Origin of the sequence: Nocardia sp. SYP-A9097 (assembly GCF_009649815.1) — a bacterium.
Lineage (GTDB): Bacteria > Actinomycetota > Actinomycetes > Mycobacteriales > Mycobacteriaceae > Nocardia.
The window spans coordinates 128,068-148,693 of the sequence record NZ_WJIC01000004.1 but is presented as its reverse complement, the minus strand read 5'-3'; the positions used below and the strand labels follow the sequence as shown (position 1 = coordinate 148,693).

Genomic DNA, 20,626 nt, shown 5'->3' with positions numbered 1-20,626 from the left:
GCACCATGTCCACGATTCCACTGCTGCTGCACCGCAACGCCGAACAGTTCGGCGAGCTGCCCGCACTGTCCTTCGACGGAAACACCCTCTCCTGGAACGAAACTCGGTCGCGGATCGCGCAGGTGGCGTTCGGGCTCGCACGCCTGGGCGTACGCAAGGGCGGGCGGGTGGCGATCATGATGTCCAGCCGCCCCGAGCACTGGCTCGTCGATCAGGCCGTCGTCCACCTCGGCGCGCTCCCGACCACCGTGTACGGCACCATGCCCGCCAACCAGATCGCCTATCTGGCCGGGCACAGCCACGCCACCGTCGCGGTGCTCGAAGGCCAGGCCGAGATCGACCGCTGGGCACCGGTTCTCGACCAGTTGACCGAGCTCGAACACATTCTCGTGCTCGATCCCGAGGCCCGGCTCGACGACGAACGCGTAGTCCGCTGGTCAGACGTGATCACCGGTGAGACGGATCTCGACGCGTTCGAAGCCGGGTGGCGGACCATCTCGGCGGACGATCCCATCACGCTGATCTATACCTCCGGTACCACCGGCGTGCCCAAGGGCGTGCTGCTCACGCACCGCAATGTGATCGCCAATGCCGAGGCCCGCGATGCGGCGGCGCCGACCCCCGACCACTTCCGCAGCGTCTGCTACCTGCCGCTGGCGCATATCGCCGAACGTATGGTGTCGGTCTATATGGCCATTCACAAGGCCGGTCATGTGACGTTCTGCCCGGACCCGAGTGTACTTGTGGGACAACTCATCCAGACCCGGCCGACCAGCTTCTTCGGGGTCCCGCGCATCTGGGAGAAGCTCGCGGCCGCACTGCGCGCCCGACCGGGTTCATCGCTCGCGGATGTGGGCCTGGACCAGGTCACCTGGGCCTGTAGCGCCGCCGCTCCTCTCCCCCTGGATGTGCAGGAGTTCTTCCGCGCCAACGGTATTGCCATTCTCGAGGCGTGGGGTATGACCGAGACCACCGGTGTCGCGACGGCCACCGGGGCGGACGACTTCCAGCTCGGATCGGTGGGAATGCCCATCCCCGGCAATGAGATTCAGCTCCTCGAGGACGGTGAAGTACTGGTCCGCGGACCCATTGTGGCCGCCGGATACCTCGAATCGGACGGCTCCGTCACCCCCGTCACCGACAGCGAAGGCTGGATGCACACCGGCGATGTCGGCCGAATCGACAACGGCCACCTCTACATCATCGACCGCAAGAAGGACCTCATCATCACCGCGGGCGGCAAGAACATCGCCCCCGTCGCCATCGAAGCCCTACTCACCCAGCACGATCTGATCGGCCAGGCCCTGGCCTTCGGCGACCGCCGCCCCTACCTCGTCGCCCTGCTGGTACTCGACCCCGACGCCGTAACCGCCTGGGCGGCAACGCATAACATCGACTGTGAGTCCCCCGCCGAGCTCGCCACCCACCCCGCGCTACTCGCCGAACTGAACGACGCCGTGGCCGCGGCGAACCAGCACCTGGCCCGCGTCGAACAGGTCAAACGCTTCACGGTCCTCACCACCGAATGGACGCCGGAGACCGGCGAACTCACGGCCAGCTTGAAGATCAAGCGGCGCAGCATCCAGGACAAGTACAACCCCGAGATCGACGCCCTGTACACATGAGCCGCTTCGGACTGGCCGCAGCCGTGCGCCACACCGAGCCCGCAGTTGTCCAAGCTGCGGACCGGTGGACGCCCGGAGGTCAGCTCAGCAGTTTGCTCTTCAGTGCGGCGATCTCGTTATCGGTGAGGCCCAGGCCCTTGTGCACGTAGTTGTCGAAGCTGCCGTACTTCGAGGTCACGAGGTTGAACGAGGTATCGAGTTCTTCCTGCGTCACGCCGCGCATGGCGTCGCCCTCCGGTACACCGAGTCGGGCATTACTGAGCAGGAAGTCCTGATTCACCGAGGCGCGATCGACGCCGAGAATGGTCAGCAGCACGGCGCTGGTCCAGCCGGTGCGGTCCTTGCCCGAGGTGCAGTGGTATAGCACCGCGCCATTGGCCGTGATGATGTCTCGCAATACGGTCGCGAAAGCCTGGTTCGCATTGGAACTATTGATGAACACCTCATACGCGGCCTCGGGTCCCATCGGCAGGTCCTTGCCGAATACGTCCCGCACATTGTCGACCGCTCCGGTGGGCACCCGGTCCGCCTGGAAGGCGCGCTCCAGTCCGGTGCGCAGATCATCGATGACCCGCACATCGGCGGCCTGCAGTTTGGCCAGGTCCGCAGTGGTGAGGCTGTGCAAGTTGTTGCTGCGGAACACCATTCCGGTGCGCACGTGGTGACCATCGGTGGTCTGGTAACCGCCGACATCGCGGGCGTTGGACGCGCCTTCGAGATTCATCGAATCGGCGGGCGCGGCGGACGCGGCGGTACCCGAGGCGACGGTGGCGATCAGGGCTAGAACGCTAATGACAATGGGGCGCAATTTCATTCCCTGAACGATATCCACGGATATTAACATTGCACATCGATCGAGTGAACGATTCACATTCGCGCAAAGGCGAATCCGGTGCGCGTGATGGATATCACTGCCGCGGATAAAAGTCCCCGAACCGCCCCGTGACACCAGCACAGAAATAACAGTAAGCATTGTTGCGGCGCGACAAGACAATACGTATCCGGGCACATAAATTGACCCATTCGTTCGTCGATAAATCCGATTTCCGTCGCGCCCGCCATCGTCGCCGCCACGCAGGCCGCACACGCCGATCCCGCGGTTGCGCAGTCGGCTCGCTTCACCGCGGTCAACACCGGGAGTGGCGCTGCGACAATGACTTTGACCGCCGGCAAGTTCACCTTGAACGCCGTCACCGGTCAGGTCCAGGTGCTCGATGAGACCGGCCGCGTACTCGAAGCGCTCGCACCCACCGCGACCGTCGACGGTGCGGAGCGAAACCTGAAGCTGGCCATCGGATCCGGCGGCTCCACCCTGACCGCCACCCTCGACGGCGGGATCACCCCGGGAGCCCACTTCGTAGCGCCGGTGAGCAAGGAACTGGAGCAGGTCGTAATCGACTGACAGCAAGTCGAAGCCAACGCGAACGGCCCGGAATCTGTTTGTTCCTGGCCATTTTCGTAGTAGCGGAGACAGGATTCGAACCTGCGACCTTTCGATTCAAGCGGGGTCGGCGGCGCCGGACGGAGTCGCGGGGAGTGCGCTCGTGACTACCTGCTGTTTGAGCAGCAGGCGGCGGGAGACGTAGTAGGAGGGGACCACGACGAAGGCCGTCGGTTCATCCGGGTCGCACACGCCCCACGGTTCCTGGGTCTCCGGGTCGAGCGAGGTTCCCGGCTCGCAGGTGAAGTCCCAGCGATGGTCATGTCCGAGATCGGTTGCCGCCTGGCGTATTTCGGCTGCCCGCTGCAGAATGTCGTATTCGAGTTGCGCGGTGTCGACCGCTTCGGCTCGGAAGATCTCCTCGACGGCGGCTCGATCGATCTCGCGGTTCTTGAAAAGTGCTGCCGCACAGCGACTTATCAGATGGGCGCGGTCGGTGGACGAGGTGCCGGGAGGCAGGATTCGCTGCACGGCGCGGCGCAGGTCCTGTTCGACGAACGAGCGCAGCTGGTGTGAGATCTCGTAGTGGCCCAGGTGATCCGTGGTGGTGGTATCGGATTGTCCGGACTCGTGCCGGTTGGCCAGAATGGCGGTGAACCTGCCATTCAACTCGGCGAACTCGGCGAACAGCTGCGCGATATCGCGGGACATGCTCGGCAGTGCCTGCCGATGCAGGCGATCGCAGTAGCCGGACACTTGTCGTAACTGATCCTCGAGCATTTCGAGTCGGTTCGGGGCAGGTCTCGAATCGGCGCGGTGGTCGCGTTCAGTCATTTGCGCTCCGCTTCCGCATCGTTCGGGTCGTCGCCGCGCTGCCCAGGCGTTCCAGATCGGTCGAGTGATCGGTAACGAAATCGACGGTGACGCGGACGTCCTGCTCGGATTTCAGGTCCCTGGCCCGCACCGAGATCTCGGTACCGCCGAAGGTCATGATCACCTCCGAGGTGCGGTCGGGCGTCGGAAGCGACAACGAATCGGTCGCGTCGACGGTCAGGTAGCCAACCTGGCTACAACCGCTGTCGGTCACATATCGGGGTTCCGGGTCCATCGACGTGAAGATCTTGATGCCGATCGCGGTTTGACCGTCCTGCAACGGCAGATAGGTTCGCCTGACCTCGTGACCCGACGCGATAATCTCGCCCGCCGGGACGAAGGCATCGAATCTGTTGTTGGATTTCGCGACATTCGCGTAGTCGAACGTCCGGTATTCCTCTGGATCGCGGCCTTCTTCGAATTTCATGGCCACCGAGACGCCGTAAGTGAATCGGGAACGACGCCCGACAATCGCGGTCGAAGGCGCCAGCGCGTAGTGCACAGCTCCGATCAGCACCGCCCACGCGGGCTTCGACGGAATCACGAGCGTCGCCCGGGATCCGATGCGCTGCCGCAGCTGGTTCTGCAGATGGCGAGACTGCGCGAAGCCGCCCACCAGCAGAATCCGGCCCACTCCCGCGTCTCCGATGCGCGCGAGCTGGTCGTCGACAAGATCGAGGATCGGCTCCACCGTGCGGTCGAACAGGCCGATGGCTTCCACCGGATCGAGGATGATCTCATCGTCGATCCCGTTCTGCGCGCGCCCCAGTTTGTCGCGTGCGACGGAGTCCAGGTTGCGGTACAGGCGATTGCTCAACGGAACGACCAGGGCGTGGCCCGCCGTCGGATCGAAGCTGAGTTTTGCCCGCTCCCAGGAGTCGAGGAGATCGGCGAACGCGCCCCGGTCCGCGTCGTAGGCGGCGTCGAGCGAGGCCCTGCCGAGCCGCCGAACCATGGCCTCGCTGATGAAATCCAGGTCCAGATACGTCGATCCGTGGCCGCCGCCGGAGGTGTATCCGATCTCGGTCAAGCCCAAGTCGGTGACCTCGTACGCGGTGATGTCGACGGTGCCGCCACCGGCGTCGACGACCATGAACCGGTCCCCCGCCGCATCGGTACCGGGCAGCCCGGCATCGTGGCGGCAGTAGAGCGCCGCGACTTCGGGTTCGACCGCCAGTAGCAACTGGTCTCCGGGTATGCCGGCCCGCTCCGCGCACTGACGCATGATCTGGCGTTCCCGGTCCCGCCAGATCGCGGGAACCGTTAGGCACCAGAGGATTTCGCCCTCGTTGACCCCGCTGCGAGCGACAATGTCCCGCACCGCGAACTGGAAGAAAAGCTGCAGATAAGTAGTGACCAGATACGAGCTCATATCGCTACGGCGCGCCACCGAGGTACCCGGCACATCCGGATCAGGATCCTGCAACAGATCCATCTTGAACTGGTCTACATACTCGAAAGCCCCTGTACGAGAATCGGTATGGAACCGCCGCCGCGCCTGATGCCCCCACTCCACCGGCGCCCCATCGGGCCCCAGCAGCAGTGCCGTGCGATTCTTGATATAGCTACTGGGCTGTCCCGCCCATTCATCGAAGAAATGAATACTCCGCTGCCGCGGCTCCCGATCCCGCTCGGACGTGAACGCCCACGCATACCCCGTCCCATGTGTTCCGAAATCGATCGCCGCAACGATCCGATGCTCCACCGTCAGCCCCCCGTATCTTTCAGTGAGCCATGATATTCCGACTTCACGCGCTCCGCACGAACATCCGAACAAGCCGCTGCAGTTGACGCGCGCCGGTTCCAGACGGTCCCCTTTGCGCTGCCGTCGACTGATGTGGGAACGAAACCCAGTGCGCGGCAAGCTATTCCGGCGATATCCTGGAGGCCGGGGAGTTCGTCGAGTATCGCCGGGTTGGTCGGCTCGTTGACGCCCATGTCTACCGCGACGGTTGTCACGATTGTCAGGATCATGTAGGCATGTGCGAGTTTGGCGAGGGTTACCACGCCGAGGGTCACGGACGGGCTCGGGGCGTGTTTTCGGCATCGGTCCTCGTCGATGAGTTCGGAAAGGGTCGTACCCGCCCCGAGCCTCGAGGCATGTCGCTGCTCAGGAACGAATGAATGCGAGCAGGTCGGCGTTGATGGTTGCCGCCTCGGTGGTCGGCATACCGTGGGGGAAACCCGGATAGGTTTTCAGTGTGCTGTTGGGCAGCAGTTCGGCCGAGCGGATACCGGTGTTTTCGATCGGTACGACCTGGTCATCCTCCCCGTGCAGGACGAGGGTGGGGATCGTGATCTTGGTGAGCTCCTCGGTGAAGTCGGTCTGGGAGAACGCGACGACACCGTCGTAGTGTGCCTTGACTCCACCTGTCATGCCCTGCCGCCACCAGTTGGCGATCACTCCTTCGGAGGGTTCTGCGCCGGGCCGGTTGTAGCCGTAGAACGGTCCTTCGGCGAACGAGCGGAAGAAGTCCGACCGGCGGGTGGCGACCTGTTCCTGGATGCCGTCGAACACCGACTTGTCCAAGCCGCCCGGATTGTCGGCAGTCTTCACCATGATCGGCGGCACCGAACTGATCAGCACGGCTTTGGCCGCCCGATCCTGTCCATGCCGCGTGAGGTAACGCACGACCTCCCCGCCACCGGTGGAATGACCGACATGAACCGCGTCCGACAGATCGAGATGGGTGACGACGGCGGCCAGGTCATCGGCGTAATGGTCCATATCGTGGCCTTCGGCAACTTGAGCGGAACGACCATGGCCGCGCCGGTCGTGAGCAACCACCCGGAAACCGTGGGAGAGGAAGAACATCAGCTGCGCATCCCAGTCGTCCGAGGACAGGGGCCAGCCGTGACTGAAGACGATGGGCTGTCCGGTACCCCAGTCCTTGTAGTAGATGTCGACGCCGTCCGGCGTTGTGATGACGGGCATGTGGGACTCCTTGTAATCGGGTACTCGATGCGCCGATCGAGGGCCTCGCTGAGACAATGGGAACGGGTTGGACCACAAAAGCTTCCGAACGATTGGTCCGGATCAGTGTGTGCGATCTCGGTAGCCATGCGCCCCACCTTTTGCGCCACGAATACCGCATTTTCCGCCATGGACTCATGCGGTCGGACGAAGCGTTGGAGGAATCCGAGGATGGACTCGGCAACCTCTTGCCAGCAGCCGTCGATTGTGAAGGCGCGGCCGCGGTTGCGAATCTCGGTGTCCACCTTGGCTTCCGGCCACGGGTTGAGGTCGAAGGCTGCATTCGGCAATATGGTGCGTTCGGGTGGCCCCGGATCGGCAGTCCCAGTTGATCTTCCAGGTCCTGGGCTGACCGGTTCGGTCAGCGCAGTCCGCGGCATAGCGATGTTCATGAACGATGAAATGTCCTGCGGGGTGTGCCTGCCGCATACTGAGCAGTCATGCGCGTAATGGGTGCGAGCAGTGAAGCAGAGATGGTTGCTTGCTTCTTGCTCGGTGAATTGTCCAGCGAGAGGTTCGGCGACGCCATCCGGTCGGGGCTGGTGGCAGATGGCTTGCCCGAGAGCCTGCTCACTCATCCCGACCTGGGCGACGCTGAAGCGAACGCAGCACGCCGTGCTCTGCTCGCAGCAACACGCGGGTACGGCGAAAACCGCGACCTGTTCGAGGGTTTTCCTGCCGACGTCGCGTGGACGTGGGCGGAGATTACCGCGGCGGAGATAGCGACCGTGCGCTACGTGGACTACTCGTACTGGGTGGAGCTGTCGGGGGGCAGTCGGCTGCCGACCGATGCGGCCAGGCGCATCAGGGCAGGCAAACACGCGTTCGACGTACCCAATGAGCCGTTCGTGACGACAGCGCGCGCCATTGCGGCAAGCGGGCGGTTCCCGCCGTTGATCCTTGTGGGTGTCAGACATGATGAACTGGTGTGCCTGGAAGGCCATCTGCGTCTGACCGCTTACGCCCTGGCCGGCTTCGCTGCTGGTGTCGAGTGCTTGGTGGGCACTGCCCCGGATATGGCACGGTGGGCGCGATGACTGACGCACCGGCTGTCCAGGCCGCCACGAAGAGGTAGCCCATCGGTGCTCGACAACCGCGACCGACCAACCTCGACGCCCGGAAATCGGTGCGGTTTCAGGCGGTCACCGCAACCGACCCGTAAGCGGCATTTCAGTGCGTTCGGCAGTGGGGCCTTGGAGGCGGGGAGGGTGTGACATATTGATGCGATCATTGCGCAGGAGGGAGCCCGATGGAGAGCCCGATCGAGGTGGTGCGCAGGTTCTGCGCGGCGTGGTCCGATGACGCCGGGGTCAGCGAGCTCGCAGCATTCCTCACAGACGACGCTGTCTACCACAACATCCCGATGGCACCTGTCACCGGCAGGGAAGCGATCGCCGAAAACATCGCTGCGTTCATCCGCCCTGGCCCGCCGGGCATCATGGGCATCGATTTCCGCATCATCAACATCGCAGCCGATGGTCCGGTCGTGATGACCGAGCGGGTGGACGTCTTCACGCTCCCCGATAGGTCCTTCGAGCTCCAGGTCATGGGGACCTTCGAGGTCAGGGACGGCAGGATCAGCGCCTGGCGGGACTATTTCGACTTGAACCAGTTCACCAACCGGATGGGATGAATCCGGTCGGCAACACTCTGAAATCGGCTGGTAGCGTGCGCTCGGCCGGCCTCGGATGGCCACCACCGGTTGATCTTCCGCCGTGCCGCGCTGGCCGGTTCCATCAGCGCGACATGCGGCAATAGCGTGCGTTGCCCGTCGCGACAGTCAGAAGCGAGTCGGTAGTCCGGGCATCCCGCGACCGAACTTGACCACGTACTACGGCATGGCACGACTCACGATCGCACCCTCCACGGCCAAGTCTCCGAGTTCGGCGTCCAAGGGTGATCGTGGTCTTGCCTGGGCGAGTGTGTATTTCGGTGGTCCCTAGACCCGGCCCGGCTCGGATCTGGGCCATTCAGGTTCTGCGCGAGATGACCATGATGTATTCGCAGGGAGCGTTCGTTCGGTTGGCGAAGCCGTGGTCCGCGTCGGCCTGGAAGAACAGGGAGTCGCCTGTGTTCAGGGTCTCGCTGATTCCGCCGATCGCGACGGTGAGGGTGCCTTCGAGTACCACGAGTTGCTTCTCCGTACCCGACGGATAGGCGGGCAGCAGCCCGAGAGAGACCTGTGCGGGGAGGTAGTGGACGACCACCTCGCCTCCTCCCGCGCCTGGGGCCGCCGACACCATGTGCCGCTCGAACCCGGTTTCCGGGTCGCGGAAAACAGGGCGTTCGTTCTTGCGCATGACAACGGCCACACCGGACGCTGCAGCAGCCGCCCCACCGATCAGGTCCGAGAGCGACGCGTCGAGCGCGTGGGCGATCTTGGAAGCGACGCCTATCGTCGGGCTCTTCTCTCCGCGTTCGACCTTGGACAGCATCGCCCGGCTGACCGACGACTGGATGGACAGCTGCTCCAGCGTCAGGCCCGCCTCCTCGCGGCGTCGCCGCACGTTGGCGCCGAACGCGCCGGCCAGGTCGTCACCGTGCTGCGGTTCGCCCGCGTTTTCGTCTTGCTCGACCACCGTGCTCCTCGATCGATGGGTACCTCGCCGCCCAGAGTGTAGCTTTCTTCTAAAGAAGATATAGTCTTCCATCGGAGACACGCGATTCGCGCCCGACACGACGGAGGTTCCATGCGTTTGATCTCGAGCGGCCAGCACCATGCCAGGTTCGAATTCGGCGATCTGCAGGTGATCTCGTTGCGAGACGGGTATATCGACATGCCGCCCACACGGCTCCGCGACGAGCATGGGTGCGCACTCGATGAGCTACCGGCCGCCGTGCCGCTGGCCGGCGACAACTTACGGCTGTCGGTCAACGCCTTCTACGTCACCGACGGCACGCGGTCGGTTCTCATCGACACCGGCGCGTCCAACGCCTGGCACGACCCCACCATGGGATTGATCTACGACGCGCTCGACGAAGCGGGAATCGACCGCGCGCATGTCACCGATGTGGCCATCACCCACAGGCACGAAGACCACGTGAGCGGCCTGATCGCGCCGGACGGTTCGGAGGCGTTCACCGAACTCGAGCGCGTGTGGATCGGCGCGGGCGACACCTCGGTGTTCACGGGGCGGCTCGAGCCGATCCGCGACCGGGTAGTACCCGTGTCGGAGCAGGTCGCGATCAACGACTGGATCACCGCGATCCCGACACCGGGCCACACACCAGGTCACACCGTCTACGACGTCAGGAGCGGCATCAGCCACCTTCTCGTCTGGGGCGACACCGTTCACGTTCCCACGCTCCAATTCGATCAGCCGAACGTGTCCTGGGAGTTCGACGGCAACCAGCCTCAGGCCCGCGCCGCGCGAGTGGCCCTCCTCGAACAACTGACCCAACCACACCACTTCGTAGCCGGCGCCCACCTCGACTCACCCGGCATCGCTCGCGTAACCCCCTCCGGCGATGGTTATACGCTGGCGTACCTCGCACGACCGATCGGCTGATCGAGCCGCCGATCGCCATATGCCCTGACCCGCAACCGAATTCCGCCATCCAGCTACGGCTCCGTTCAGGAAGACCCTCGATCGGCGAGCTCGCCCGAAGATCAACTAGCTCAAGTCGATCGCGCCATCGCCGACTAATTCGGGCACGAATCCCAATGCACGGCAGGCCATTCCGGCGATTTCCTGGAGGCCCGGGACGTCGACGCCATCGCGGGCGCGCAGGGACATGCCCTGGATGACGGCGCCGACGAATTCGGCGGCGGTGAGTGGGTCTACGTCGGGGGGGATGCGGGCGGCAGCTTTGTCGGCGGCCAGGCGGTCGGTCAGGAGGGCGATATTGGCGTTGCGCATATCGCGGAGGCGGTCGGCTACGTGCTGGTTGCCGGCGGCGACGCCGACGGCTGCGCTGATGATCAGGCAGCCGCCGGGACAGTCGGTGTCGGCGTAGGCGTCGGCGGCGTCGTAGAGCATGCGGCGGATTAGGGCGGGGGTGTGCGGCACTTCGTCGAAGGCGCGCTGGATGAAGTTGCCGCGGGTGGCGTTGTAGTGCGCGACGGCGGCGAAGAAGACCTCTTCCTTGCCGCCGAAGGCCGCGTAGAGGCTGGGTGGGTTGATGCCCATGGCCCGGGTGAGCATCGCGACCGAGGTGGCCTCGTAGCCGCGCCGCCAGAACAGCAGCATTGCCGCGTCCAGCGCCGCATCGGTGTCGAACTTGCGTCCCTGACCGCGCACTCCCGCCATCGGCCACTCCCTTCTTCCGCGCCCATCTCGGTGATGGACGTCACTCGCCTCTACGCAAATTTACTCCTGTAGCGATCGCTAAATGAATGTTACCGTCGCCGAGGAGGAATCGGCGTGGGATTCGCCTGGGGCTGCGCCGCTGTGGAGTGCACGCTCGAATGGAAGCGGAGTCGACCGATGGTCGCTGAAACACCTGAAACCCGAACAACTTCCGTCACCGCGCCGGCGATCGACCGGAATGCCACCATCCTGTGGATGCTGTTGGCCGTCTTCGGCGTCGGCACCGTCGAGTATCTGGTAGCCGGTGTGCTGCAAGACATCTCGGGCGATGTCGATGTCTCCGTGGCCACCGGCGGATTGCTGATCACCGTGTACGCGGTGACGGTGATGATCGGCGGACCGCTGCTCACCATCGCGACGGTCCGGGTGCCGCGCACTCCGCTCATCGCCGCTGCCATGACGGTGTTCATCGCGGGCAATATCGGCACGGCACTGGCCCCGAACTTCGCCACGCTGGTGGTGTTCCGGATCATTACCGCACTGCCGCACGCCACCTTCTTCGCACTGTGCCTGGTGCTGGCGACCTCGCTGGGGGAGCCGGAGTTCCAGGGCCGGGCCATTGCGCGGGTATCCCTCGGACTCAATCTGGCTACCGTGCTGGGCGTTCCGCTGGGCACCCTGATCGGCACCGAACTGGGCTGGCGGTGGGAATTCGCGCTGGTGGCGCTGTTCCAGACTGCGGTCACGATCGGTTTGATCACCGTAACCCGCCGTGTCCCTTCGCATTCCGGCGGCAGCATCACCTCCGAGCTGTCGGTGTTCACCAAAGCACCGGTGCTGTGGGCGCTCGGGCTCACCGCGCTGAGCCAGGCCGCACTGTTCGTGGTGTTCACCTACATCACGCCGTTGCTGCACGACCATGCCGGATTCTCCACCGGCACAGTCACTGTGCTGCTGTTCGTGTTCGGCCTCGGGTCGGTGGCGGGCAATCAGCTCGGCGGTTACTTCGCCGACAAATCCATCGACCGGACCCTGTATTTCGCCTTGGGCGCTCGCGGTGGCACTCGGCCTGCTGGCGCTGCTGGGTGAGTATCGATGGTTCACCGCGCCATGGATGTTCGTGCTCGGCGCGGCCGGATTCTCCATTATTCCGCCGCTGGCCGCCAAGCTGATCAGCGCCGCCGGCGCCGCCCCGCATTTGGCTGCCACGGTCAATATCGCCGGATTCCAGCTGGCGAACGCGGCCGGAGCATGGATCGGTTCGGTGCTGCTCGCACGAGGGGCGGCCCTGTCGGCCTTGCCGATCGCCGGGGCCGTGCTCGGGCTCGCCGCACTGATCCTGCTCACGGTCAGCGCCCGGCGACGGAGCGATGGATGATGCGGGCCGCGGATCAGTCGTCCCGCCGATCAGGTTCGCGCACCAGCAGCGCGACCGCGACACCGACCGCGACACCGAGCAGTGTGTCGACGGCACGGTCTCGCAGCAGGATCCGCGGATCGTCGGGGGCCGCGAGCTCGGTCATCGACATGATCAGCGGCGTGAAAAACCCAAGGGCGACAGCGTAATAGCGGGCCATGAACAGCTCGGTCGGATAGAGCAGCGCGATGATCACGATGGCCAGCACCGTGGAGCTCGGACCGGGCAGCAGCAGCGGAGCGGTGACCGCCAGACCGGCGAAGGTACCCAGCACCCGGTGGACCCCGCGCCGGATCCGCCCGCGCGAATCCGCGGCGGCCAGCGGCACCGCGGCCCCCGCCATCGCCCAATTCGCGTGCCCGATACCCAGCAGCAGCCCGATAACGCCGGACACCGCGATCGCCAGCGCGTACCGGGCGGCGTGCACGGCAGACGCCCTGCCGGACCGTTGCGGCGTTGCCGGCGCCGAAGCGGCCGGGCCCTCGCGCCGCTCGCGTCGAGTCGCCTCGAAATATCCGACCCCGACACACAATGCCGACACCGCCACACACACCGCGAACGCCAGCAGCGGCTGGGTCTGATTGCCCGCGACCCTGGCGATCGCACCGAACGCGAAGATCCCGAAGAACGGTCCCTCGGGACGCAGCGCGAGTCTGTCGGTAATCGGTGAGAGCCCTGCGGCGAAGAGCGCGACGCAAACCACCAGCAGCCACACGGGGGCGTGATACTCCGCCAGCGCAATGCCCAGCCCTACACCGCTGATCAACAGCGCGGCCGCCTCGAGCTGATGGGCCAGTCGCTCGCGCGGTGCTTCGGCGAACCCGTACATGCCGGTGAACGATCCGAATACCGCGTAGATGAGCAGGTCGGTGCGGCCGAAAACGAGCAGCACCGCGCCGGGGATCGCCAGCCCGGCGAACACCCTGGCGGCGGGCAGATGATCGATGCCGGTAATGCTCCGGTGGATCAGTTCATGCGCCCGATATCGCAGGCTGGGCAAAAAGGGTCCTCCGATAGTCGTTCGCGGGTGGGAAACGGCGGCGCCCAGGCAAATGGCCAGCGTGCCCGACGCGGAGTTGACCCGTCAAACCGGCGGCAACCAGCGCAACACCGGTTCGGAAATGCCTCCGTTGTGAAAGCATTTATCCCGATGGCATTGATCAATCGATAACCGACACCGGATTCATCGAAGGGAATTGTCATGAACGCTGCGCCGGGCGAAGATTTCGATCCCGACAACGGTCCGAGCCACGACGCCGACCTCGCCGCCGCACCGAAATTCCATCCGTATCACCATCCGGCCGCGGGCTGGGGCGCGGCGAAGTCGGTTGCCAATTTCATGGTGGTCAAGGAACGCGCACCGCTGATCGGTGCCCGCGCGATTCTGAAGATGAACCACGAGAACAACGGCTTCGACTGCCCGGGATGCGCCTGGCCCGACTCGATCAAGGGCATTCACCTCGATATCTGCGAGAACGGCATCAAGCACGTCACATGGGAGATGACCCACCGCCGGTGCACGCCGGAGTTCTTCGCCCAGCACACGGTGAGCGAACTTGCCAGGTGGAGCGAGTTCGATCTGGAGAACCAGGGCCGGCTGACCGAGCCGATGAGCTACGACCCCGCCTCCGACAAATATGCCCCGATCAGCTGGAAGGACGCGTTCGAACTCGCCGGCCGGACTCTGCGCGAGCTCGACGACCCGAATCAGGCGGCCTATTACACCTCCGGCCGGCTCGGCAACGAGGCCACGTTCCTCTATCAGCTGATGGCCCGTGAGCTGGGCACCAATAACCTGCCCGACTGTTCCAACATGTGTCACGAGGCCAGTGGCCGCGCACTGGAGGCGTCGCTCGGGACCGGCAAGGGCACCTGCGATCTGGAGGACTGGGAGGCCACCGACGCGCTGTTCATCATGGGCGTCAACGCCGCCTCCAACGCGCCCCGCATGCTGACGGCACTGGCCGAGGCGCACCGGCGCGGCGCGCAGATCGTGCATATCAACCCGCTGGTCGAGGCGGGCGCGACCAAAACGATCATTCCGCACGAGTTCGTGGATATGGCCCTGTTCCATGCCACCAAAACCAGCACGCTGAATCTGCAGCCGCGTATCGGCGGCGATCTCGCCCTGATCCGCGGTATCGCGAAGGCGGTGCTCGAGGAGTCCGAGACCGACCCCAAGGCGCTCGACCGGGAGTTCATCGAACGGCACACGGTGGGGTTCGACGCGTACCGGGCCAAGGTCGAGGCGACCCCGTGGCCGGAACTCGAGCGGCAGTCCGCGGTCTCGGAGGCCGATATCCGCAAGGCCGCGCGTATCTACTGCGATGCGAACCGCAGCATCATCAGCTGGTGCCTGGGCGTCACCCAGCACGAGCATGGTGTCGACACGATCCGGGAGATCGTGAATCTTCTTCTGCTGCGCGGCAATCTGGGTCGCGAGGGGGCAGGTCCGTCGCCGGTGCGCGGGCACAGCAATGTGCAGGGCAATCGGACCTGCGGTATCAATCACCGTCCGCAGCAACAGTTTCTGGACCGGCTGGCGCAGGTTTGCGGGATCGATCCGCCGCGCGCGAACGGGATGGACACGGTCGCGACGATCGAGGCGATGCAGGCGGGCAAGATCAAGGTATTCGTCGGCATGGGCGGCAATTTCGCGCTCGCCGCACCCGATACCGCCTATACCTTCGAAGCACTCCGCAAGTGCGACATGACAATTCAGGTCAGCACGAAACTCAATCGCGCTCATCTCGTGCACGGCAAGCGGGCGTTGATCCTGCCGTGTCTGGGCCGCACCGAGAAGGATCTCCAGATCTATGGAATCCAGGAGACCTCGGTCGAGGATTCGATGGCGATGGTGCATCTGTCGAAGGGCATGAAGAAGCCCGCGTCGCCGCACCTGCGCTCCGAGCCCGCGATCATCGCCGGAATCGCGCAGGCGGCATTGCCGAACAGCCCGACTCCGTGGCAGCAGTACGTCGACGATTACGACCGGATCCGCGACACGATGTCGAAGGTGCTCGAGGGTTTCGAGGACTTCAACCGCCGCGTGCGCCTGCCGCTGGGCTTCCGAATCCGGCAGCCCGCAAGGGAATTGGTGTTCCTCACACCGTCGGGGAGCGCCGAATTCGCCGCACCGGATCTGCCCGACATGACCCCGGAACCCGGGAAGCTGACGCTGGCCACCATGCGCTCACACGACCAGTGGAACACCACGATCTACTCCGACAACGACCGCTATCGCGGCGTGCAGAATCTGCGTCAGCTGGTCTTCATGAACTCTCACGACATGCGCGATCGCGGGCTGAAAGAGTTCGACGAGGTCGACATCACCAGCTTCGCGCGCGACGGAAGCACCCGTTCCCTGCAGCGGTACAAGGTGATCCCTTACGACATTCCCAAGGGCTGCGCGGCCGGGTACATGCCGGAGATGAACGTGCTCTGCGCGATCGGGGATTACAGCACCCAGAGCGATCAGCCGATCATGAAGAACCTGAAGGTCACCATCGAACGCTCGATCTGACCGCTCCGGCGAGTGCATTCGAAAAACGGCTCGGAACCTGTTGGTTCCGAGCCGTTTTCGTAGTAGCGGGGACCCGCTACTCGTCGGTCAGCAAGGAAGTCGGCAAGAGCTGACGGCGGTACCGACCAGTCGAGCAGCCAGCGCAGGGTTGAAATACCTTGGTATGCAATGGATTACCTCACTTCGGTGAGGCTCTCTTTGCTGGCGGTATGCCGTGAACGTCCGTTACCGTTCGAGAAATGAGTACCGATCTCACCGCCGCAGCCCCGGACGGCGCCCTCCGTACCGGCGAGCACGCCGACGAACCACACAAGTCGGGTACTTCGGCACGCCTGAACTGGTTGCGGGCCGCGGTGCTCGGTGCGAACGACGGCATCGTGTCCGTCGCGGGCATTGTGGTCGGTGTGGCCGCCGCGACCACCAGCCGGGGACCGATCGTGACCGCGGGTGTCGCGGGCCTGGTGGCCGGTGCGGTGTCGATGGCGCTCGGCGAGTACGTATCGGTCAGCACACAGCGCGACAGCGAACGGGCGCTACTGGACACCGAACGCCGGGAGCTGCTGGAGCAGCCCGAGGCGGAACTGGACGAGCTCACCGAGATCTATCGGGGCAAGGGCCTCTCCTTCGAGACCGCACGGCGGGTTGCCGAGGAACTCACCGCGCATGACGCCTTCGCCGCCCATGCCGAGGCGGAACTGGGGATCGACCCGGACGAACTCACCAACCCGTGGCATGCCGCGCTCTCATCGGCGGTGTCGTTCACCCTCGGCGCGCTCCTACCGCTGCTGGCAATAGTGTTGCCCGGCCCCGCTTTCCGAGTGCCGATCACGTTCGCCGCCGTGGTGCTGGCGCTCGCGGCCACCGGCGCCCTCGGCGCCCGCCTCGGCGGCGCGGAACCGGTGAAGGCCACCGCCCGCGTGGCGCTGGGCGGCGCGCTGGCAATGGCCTTCACCTACGCGGTGGGCCACCTGGTCGGAATTTCTGTCTGACGGCCGGTCGTGTGCCGGTCGGAGACGGACACCGCGGGATCGAAAGTCACCTTCAAATGGTTCCGCGGCAGCGCCGTCGACCTCGGCTACCAGCTGGAGAACTTCGTGACCAAGAGTTTCGGCGGCTTCTACTGGCATGATCCCCGCGATCCCGGCTCGTGCGGCGCCTCCGCCGCCTATTCGGGCACCGTCACCTGGTGGGTCCGCCGGCGCGGCAGCACCGCACAGTCCGAAACCTGCTCCGCGGCCTGGCAACTGATCTTCGACACCGTCGAACTCGACGGCTGACATCGAATTCCGAAGCCCAGATTCCGCGGCGGCTTCGTCGTATGGTCCGCCCGCAGCATCTCATGACGAGATGCTGCCAAATCCGGTGCCGAGAACCTTGATAAAGATAGAGGGCGGTCCTGAAACCAATAGGCCAGGACCGCCCTCATTAGTAGCGGGGACAGGATTTGAACCTGCGACCTCTGGGTTATGAGCCAACGAGGACCCGTCCCGTGCGCGTCTCTGGGTCCCGTGGGATCCCGTTTTCGCTGGTCATCGGGAGGTCATCCGTTCGTGTCGTCCCACCCGTCTTGCTGGATTCCGCCGTGTTCGGTTGCCAAATCCGTTGCCAATTTCGGCGGATTCGGGGGCGTCCAACTACGCGAAGTCGAACTTAAGTTGGCCTTCCTCGTCGTCGTCAGTCCCGTCCGCTCCCCCGCGTTCAGGTTCATCGGCATCGTTATTCCCCGGGATAGTCGTACGGCAGCGCATACTGATCGGCCAACTGCGCGACGTGCAGGGCAAGCGGTAGCCCGAGTTGGTCTCGGTAGTCATCAACGGATCGCTGTTGGTGCAGATACATCGCCCAGTGCTCAGCGCTGTCGCGGTCATCGAAGCCGATCATGGTGAATTCCAGCAGGGTCGGGTTCCACGCGTTGTCGGCGGGCGCGTTCGCGGAGCTTCGCGGGTGGGGTCGAAATCCTGACTCAGTATCAATATTGGGTCGTACTCGCGTGGAGGGCTGCCGTGGCGTGCACGTGACCTGCCAACGGTCAGGACGAGATCGCGACGGCGGTGTGCTCGGTGCGCGGGTCGTCGATGGCATCGAGCAGGTAGGTCGCCAAGTCGGTGCGCGAGGTGCGCGGACCGACCTGCGCGGTGGCCCCCAACGAGATTCGCGGATTCCCGGTGGCGGGGTCGTCGGTCAGCCGGGTGGGGCGGACGGGGGTCCAGCGCAGATCGCTGTCCGCCAACAGTCGCTCCATCGTTGCCATGTCGGCATAGGTGTGGCGCATGATCCGATGCAGCGCGGCGGCGAATACCTTGGTCACCGTCCCGGCGGCGGCCGGAACAGCCAGTCCCGCAGAGGAAATGACCAGCAGCCGTCCGCCGGACCCCATAGCGGAAATGATTTCGGTGGTCCCCGCGGAGTAGACGGTGGTGGGTCCGCGCCCGACAGCGCCGAGCGCGGAGATCACCGCATCCTGCTCGCCGAGCCGACCGGCGAGCGAGCCCGGCGCGGTCGGATCGGCGACGATCTCGGTCAATCCCGGTGCGGGAGCGAAACTCCCGGCCGACCGCACGATCGCGGTGACACGGTGTCCCCGGGCCAGGGCGCGGTCGATGATCACCCGGCCGGTGCGCCCGGTGGCGCCGACCACGGCGATCGCGGCCATCAGCGCACTGCCGGTCGAGTGGCGGGCTGGAACTTGAAGGACACGGCCTCCATGAAGGGCTTGTGCTGGGTCTTCTGCACGGCCGCGATGCGCCACTGTCCATCGGTATCCCGAACAACGGTGTAGGTGGCGAGCTTGCCGAGCTTCTTGGGCTCACCCTTCGAGGATTCGCCGCGAGTCACCACGATCGCGGTATCGCTTCCGTAGCAACGGATTTCCAGGATTTCGACGGTGAGGCGGGTGCCCTTGAGGAAGGTGTCGAACAGCGCCTGGTGCGCCTGCCCGATTTCCGTGCCGCCGTGGTAGACGGTGCCGACATAGGTCACGTCGGTGGCGTCGGCGGTGAAGCAGGCTCCGTAGGCGGCCCCGTCGCCCCGATTCCAGGCGTCCTGGGTCAGCTCGATCAGGGCACGGATGGCGGTGGTGTCGATGGCGTTCATGATGGGGTCCTTCGGATTCGTTGGTGCGGAGTGAATTTCGGTTCAGGCAAGGATGGATAGTGCTGCGCGCCGGGGCAGCAGCCGTAGTGCGGTGGTGAACATTCGATTCGCGGGGCTGGTGAGTACAACCGGACCGGCGCTGTCGGAGAGGGCTTTCCGGGCGCTGTCCACCACCTGCTGTGGTGACTGGACCAGCCAGGTCGGTACATCGGTGGCGGTCTGCGATGCGGTCGCGGTGACGCCCGGGCACAGGGCCATGACGTGGACACCTCGCGATCGCTGTTCGTGCCACAGCGTTTCGGAGAATGCGGTGACGAAAGCCTTGGAGGCGCTGTAGACACTGGTACCCGGTTTCGGGGTATGTCCGAGGGTGGAGGACACATTCACCAGCGCACTGCCGGGCGCGGCATTGCCGAGGAAGGCATGTGCCAGCGCAACGACCGCTCGGCAGTTCAGATCCAGTGTGGTGAGCGCTGATTCGAGCGGCTGCTCGGCGAAATCGCCGTGCGAGGCCGTTCCGGCATTGTTCACCAGGAGGCTGAAGCCGCCACCCCGGAGCAGGTCCGTGGTCGCCCGCAACCCTTCGTCCGTAACCAGATCAGCGACGAGATGGCCGTGCCCCTCGCCGAGTTCGGCCATCAGCGTCTCAAGCGCTTCGACTCCACGGGCCACAGCGGTGACCGAATATCCTTCCGCCGCAAGCGATACCGCGAAAGCACGACCGATGCCCGCACTCGCCCCGGTGACCAGCGCTCTCATCGCTCAGCCTGCGGCTTGGTGGCCGGATCGAACAGGAACGAGATCCGCTCCATGACCGGCTGACGCTGAGTGTTGTGGAAGCTCGCGATCCGCCACTGACCGTCGGATTCGCGCACCAGCGTGTAGGTCTGGGTCTTGGACAGCTCGGACGGGCGCTTGTCGTCGTAGCGGTCGCCGCGGGTGGTGACGATGGCGACGTTGCCGCCGTAGAAGCGGGCGTCGAGGAAGGAGTCGGCGAGCTTGGTGCCCTTCAGGAATCCGCTGAACAGTGCGCGGTGCGCCTCGGTGAGATCGGCGCGGCCCTGGTAGTGGGTGCCGAGAAAGGTGGTGTACGTGGCGTTCTCAGTGAAGGTCGCACCGTAGGCGTCGGCGTCGTTGCGGTCCCAGGCCGCGGTCATCTGTGCGATCGTCCCGCACACCGCTTGCAGATCGGCGGCGCTGCCGCCGTCGGGGGTGATGGTCGCGCACTCGGCGACTCCCGCATTGCGGACATCCGACGTCTGACTCAGCCACGTGTAACCACCGGCGGCAGTGAGACCGAGGGCCAGGGTGGTCACGCCCAGCGCCCGAACGATGGTCCGGCGGCGTGACTTGTGAGTGGTGACGGTTTCGGCATCTGTGGCGGTCACAGTCATGAGGGAAAGCCCTTTCGTGCCATCTTCTGCGTAGAAGATGTATCTTCCTTTAAGATTTCTCTTCGTTAAGGAAGAGATTACGAGAGAGGGTTGCGC

At 64.8% G+C, this 20,626-nt stretch carries 23 protein-coding genes; 10 read left to right on the top strand and 13 right to left on the bottom strand.

Annotated features, from left to right (window positions below; genetic code table 11):
• Positions 1–5 precede the first annotated feature (5 nt).
• Complete coding sequence (locus tag GFY24_RS10765) at positions 6–1,625, top strand: long-chain fatty acid--CoA ligase (RefSeq protein WP_153804865.1); 1,620 nt, start codon at positions 6–8, stop codon at positions 1,623–1,625.
• Between the two features lie 79 nt (positions 1,626–1,704).
• On the opposite strand, the gene GFY24_RS10760 is transcribed toward GFY24_RS10765, so the two are convergent.
• Entirely contained in the window at positions 1,705–2,439 is a 735-nt protein-coding gene (locus GFY24_RS10760; protein ID WP_228566185.1) for a tyrosine-protein phosphatase, read from the bottom strand.
• 339 nt (positions 2,440–2,778) lie between these two features.
• On the opposite strand from GFY24_RS10760, the gene GFY24_RS10755 reads away from it, so the two are divergent.
• Entirely contained in the window at positions 2,779–3,027 is a 249-nt protein-coding gene (locus tag GFY24_RS10755) for a hypothetical protein (protein ID WP_153804863.1), read from the top strand.
• Positions 3,028–3,123: 96 nt separating this feature from the next.
• Here GFY24_RS10755 and GFY24_RS10750 read toward each other — a convergent pair whose 3' ends face one another.
• From GFY24_RS10750 to GFY24_RS10735, 4 genes are all read right to left on the bottom strand, one after another.
• Complete coding sequence (locus GFY24_RS10750; RefSeq protein ID WP_153804862.1) at positions 3,124–3,840, bottom strand: hypothetical protein; 717 nt, start codon at positions 3,838–3,840, stop codon at positions 3,124–3,126.
• The gene (locus GFY24_RS10745; RefSeq protein WP_153804861.1) at positions 3,833–5,584 is read right to left on the bottom strand and encodes an Hsp70 family protein; all 1,752 of its coding nucleotides are present in this window, start codon (positions 5,582–5,584) and stop codon (positions 3,833–3,835) included. Before GFY24_RS10745 ends, GFY24_RS10750 begins: the two co-directional genes overlap by 8 nt.
• A gap of 2 nt (positions 5,585–5,586) precedes the next feature.
• Positions 5,587–5,898 carry a hypothetical protein gene (locus GFY24_RS41060; protein ID WP_194852816.1) on the bottom strand — a complete coding sequence of 104 codons (312 nt, stop codon included), beginning with the start codon at positions 5,896–5,898 and terminating at the stop codon, positions 5,587–5,589.
• A 91-nt stretch (positions 5,899–5,989) separates the two neighbouring features.
• The gene (locus GFY24_RS10735; RefSeq protein WP_153804860.1) at positions 5,990–6,814 is read right to left on the bottom strand and encodes an alpha/beta fold hydrolase; all 825 of its coding nucleotides are present in this window, start codon (positions 6,812–6,814) and stop codon (positions 5,990–5,992) included.
• A 479-nt stretch (positions 6,815–7,293) separates the two neighbouring features.
• Here GFY24_RS10735 and GFY24_RS10730 point away from each other — a divergent pair, with 479 nt between their 5' ends.
• Together GFY24_RS10730 and GFY24_RS10725 are read left to right on the top strand one after the other, a co-directional pair.
• Positions 7,294–7,890: a hypothetical protein gene (locus GFY24_RS10730; RefSeq protein WP_153804859.1), complete on the top strand. Its 597-nt coding sequence runs from the start codon at positions 7,294–7,296 to the stop codon at positions 7,888–7,890.
• Between the two features lie 212 nt (positions 7,891–8,102).
• Positions 8,103–8,486: a limonene-1,2-epoxide hydrolase family protein gene (locus GFY24_RS10725; protein ID WP_153804858.1), complete on the top strand. Its 384-nt coding sequence runs from the start codon at positions 8,103–8,105 to the stop codon at positions 8,484–8,486.
• 337 nt (positions 8,487–8,823) lie between these two features.
• Here GFY24_RS10725 and GFY24_RS10720 read toward each other — a convergent pair whose 3' ends face one another.
• Positions 8,824–9,432 carry an XRE family transcriptional regulator gene (locus tag GFY24_RS10720; RefSeq protein WP_309230711.1) on the bottom strand — a complete coding sequence of 203 codons (609 nt, stop codon included), beginning with the start codon at positions 9,430–9,432 and terminating at the stop codon, positions 8,824–8,826.
• A 111-nt stretch (positions 9,433–9,543) separates the two neighbouring features.
• Here GFY24_RS10720 and GFY24_RS10715 point away from each other — a divergent pair, with 111 nt between their 5' ends.
• Entirely contained in the window at positions 9,544–10,362 is an 819-nt protein-coding gene (locus GFY24_RS10715) for an MBL fold metallo-hydrolase (protein ID WP_153804856.1), read from the top strand.
• A 105-nt stretch (positions 10,363–10,467) separates the two neighbouring features.
• Here GFY24_RS10715 and GFY24_RS10710 read toward each other — a convergent pair whose 3' ends face one another.
• Positions 10,468–11,103, bottom strand: a complete 636-nt coding sequence (locus GFY24_RS10710; RefSeq protein ID WP_153804855.1) for a TetR/AcrR family transcriptional regulator — start codon at positions 11,101–11,103, stop codon at positions 10,468–10,470.
• 177 nt (positions 11,104–11,280) lie between these two features.
• Here GFY24_RS10710 and GFY24_RS10705 point away from each other — a divergent pair, with 177 nt between their 5' ends.
• Entirely contained in the window at positions 11,281–12,192 is a 912-nt protein-coding gene (locus GFY24_RS10705) for an MFS transporter (RefSeq protein ID WP_228566184.1), read from the top strand.
• Complete coding sequence (locus GFY24_RS41810) at positions 12,161–12,481, top strand: hypothetical protein (protein ID WP_228566183.1); 321 nt, start codon at positions 12,161–12,163, stop codon at positions 12,479–12,481. Before GFY24_RS10705 ends, GFY24_RS41810 begins: the two co-directional genes overlap by 32 nt.
• A gap of 13 nt (positions 12,482–12,494) precedes the next feature.
• On the opposite strand, the gene GFY24_RS10700 is transcribed toward GFY24_RS41810, so the two are convergent.
• Entirely contained in the window at positions 12,495–13,520 is a 1,026-nt protein-coding gene (locus GFY24_RS10700) for an FUSC family protein (protein ID WP_228566182.1), read from the bottom strand.
• A gap of 201 nt (positions 13,521–13,721) precedes the next feature.
• On the opposite strand from GFY24_RS10700, the gene GFY24_RS10695 reads away from it, so the two are divergent.
• The 3 genes from GFY24_RS10695 to GFY24_RS10685 all read left to right on the top strand — a co-directional run bounded on the left by GFY24_RS10695 (position 13,722) and on the right by GFY24_RS10685 (position 17,320).
• On the top strand, positions 13,722–16,043 hold the full coding sequence (locus GFY24_RS10695) for an FdhF/YdeP family oxidoreductase (RefSeq protein WP_153804854.1): 2,322 nt from the start codon (positions 13,722–13,724) through the stop codon (positions 16,041–16,043).
• Positions 16,044–16,282: 239 nt separating this feature from the next.
• Positions 16,283–17,032, top strand: a complete 750-nt coding sequence (locus GFY24_RS10690; protein ID WP_153804853.1) for a VIT family protein — start codon at positions 16,283–16,285, stop codon at positions 17,030–17,032.
• Between the two features lie 9 nt (positions 17,033–17,041).
• A complete protein-coding gene (locus GFY24_RS10685) occupies positions 17,042–17,320 on the top strand; it encodes a DUF3558 domain-containing protein (protein ID WP_153804852.1) in 279 nt (92 codons plus the stop codon).
• Positions 17,321–17,759: 439 nt separating this feature from the next.
• Here the strand turns inward: GFY24_RS10685 and GFY24_RS10680 are convergent, their stop codons facing one another.
• The 5 genes from GFY24_RS10680 to GFY24_RS10660 are packed head-to-tail and all read right to left on the bottom strand — an operon-like array spanning position 17,760 to position 20,524.
• Positions 17,760–18,125: an RNaseH domain-containing protein gene (locus tag GFY24_RS10680; RefSeq protein ID WP_153804851.1), complete on the bottom strand. Its 366-nt coding sequence runs from the start codon at positions 18,123–18,125 to the stop codon at positions 17,760–17,762.
• The gene (locus GFY24_RS10675; RefSeq protein WP_153804850.1) at positions 18,073–18,696 is read right to left on the bottom strand and encodes an NAD(P)-dependent oxidoreductase; all 624 of its coding nucleotides are present in this window, start codon (positions 18,694–18,696) and stop codon (positions 18,073–18,075) included. The genes GFY24_RS10680 and GFY24_RS10675 overlap by 53 nt, the downstream gene beginning before the upstream one ends.
• Positions 18,696–19,136: an SgcJ/EcaC family oxidoreductase gene (locus GFY24_RS10670; RefSeq protein ID WP_153804849.1), complete on the bottom strand. Its 441-nt coding sequence runs from the start codon at positions 19,134–19,136 to the stop codon at positions 18,696–18,698. Before GFY24_RS10670 ends, GFY24_RS10675 begins: the two co-directional genes overlap by 1 nt.
• A gap of 42 nt (positions 19,137–19,178) precedes the next feature.
• On the bottom strand, positions 19,179–19,895 hold the full coding sequence (locus GFY24_RS10665; RefSeq protein WP_153804848.1) for an SDR family oxidoreductase: 717 nt from the start codon (positions 19,893–19,895) through the stop codon (positions 19,179–19,181).
• On the bottom strand, positions 19,892–20,524 hold the full coding sequence (locus GFY24_RS10660) for an SgcJ/EcaC family oxidoreductase (protein ID WP_309230710.1): 633 nt from the start codon (positions 20,522–20,524) through the stop codon (positions 19,892–19,894). The genes GFY24_RS10665 and GFY24_RS10660 overlap by 4 nt, the downstream gene beginning before the upstream one ends.
• Positions 20,525–20,626 lie beyond the last annotated feature (102 nt).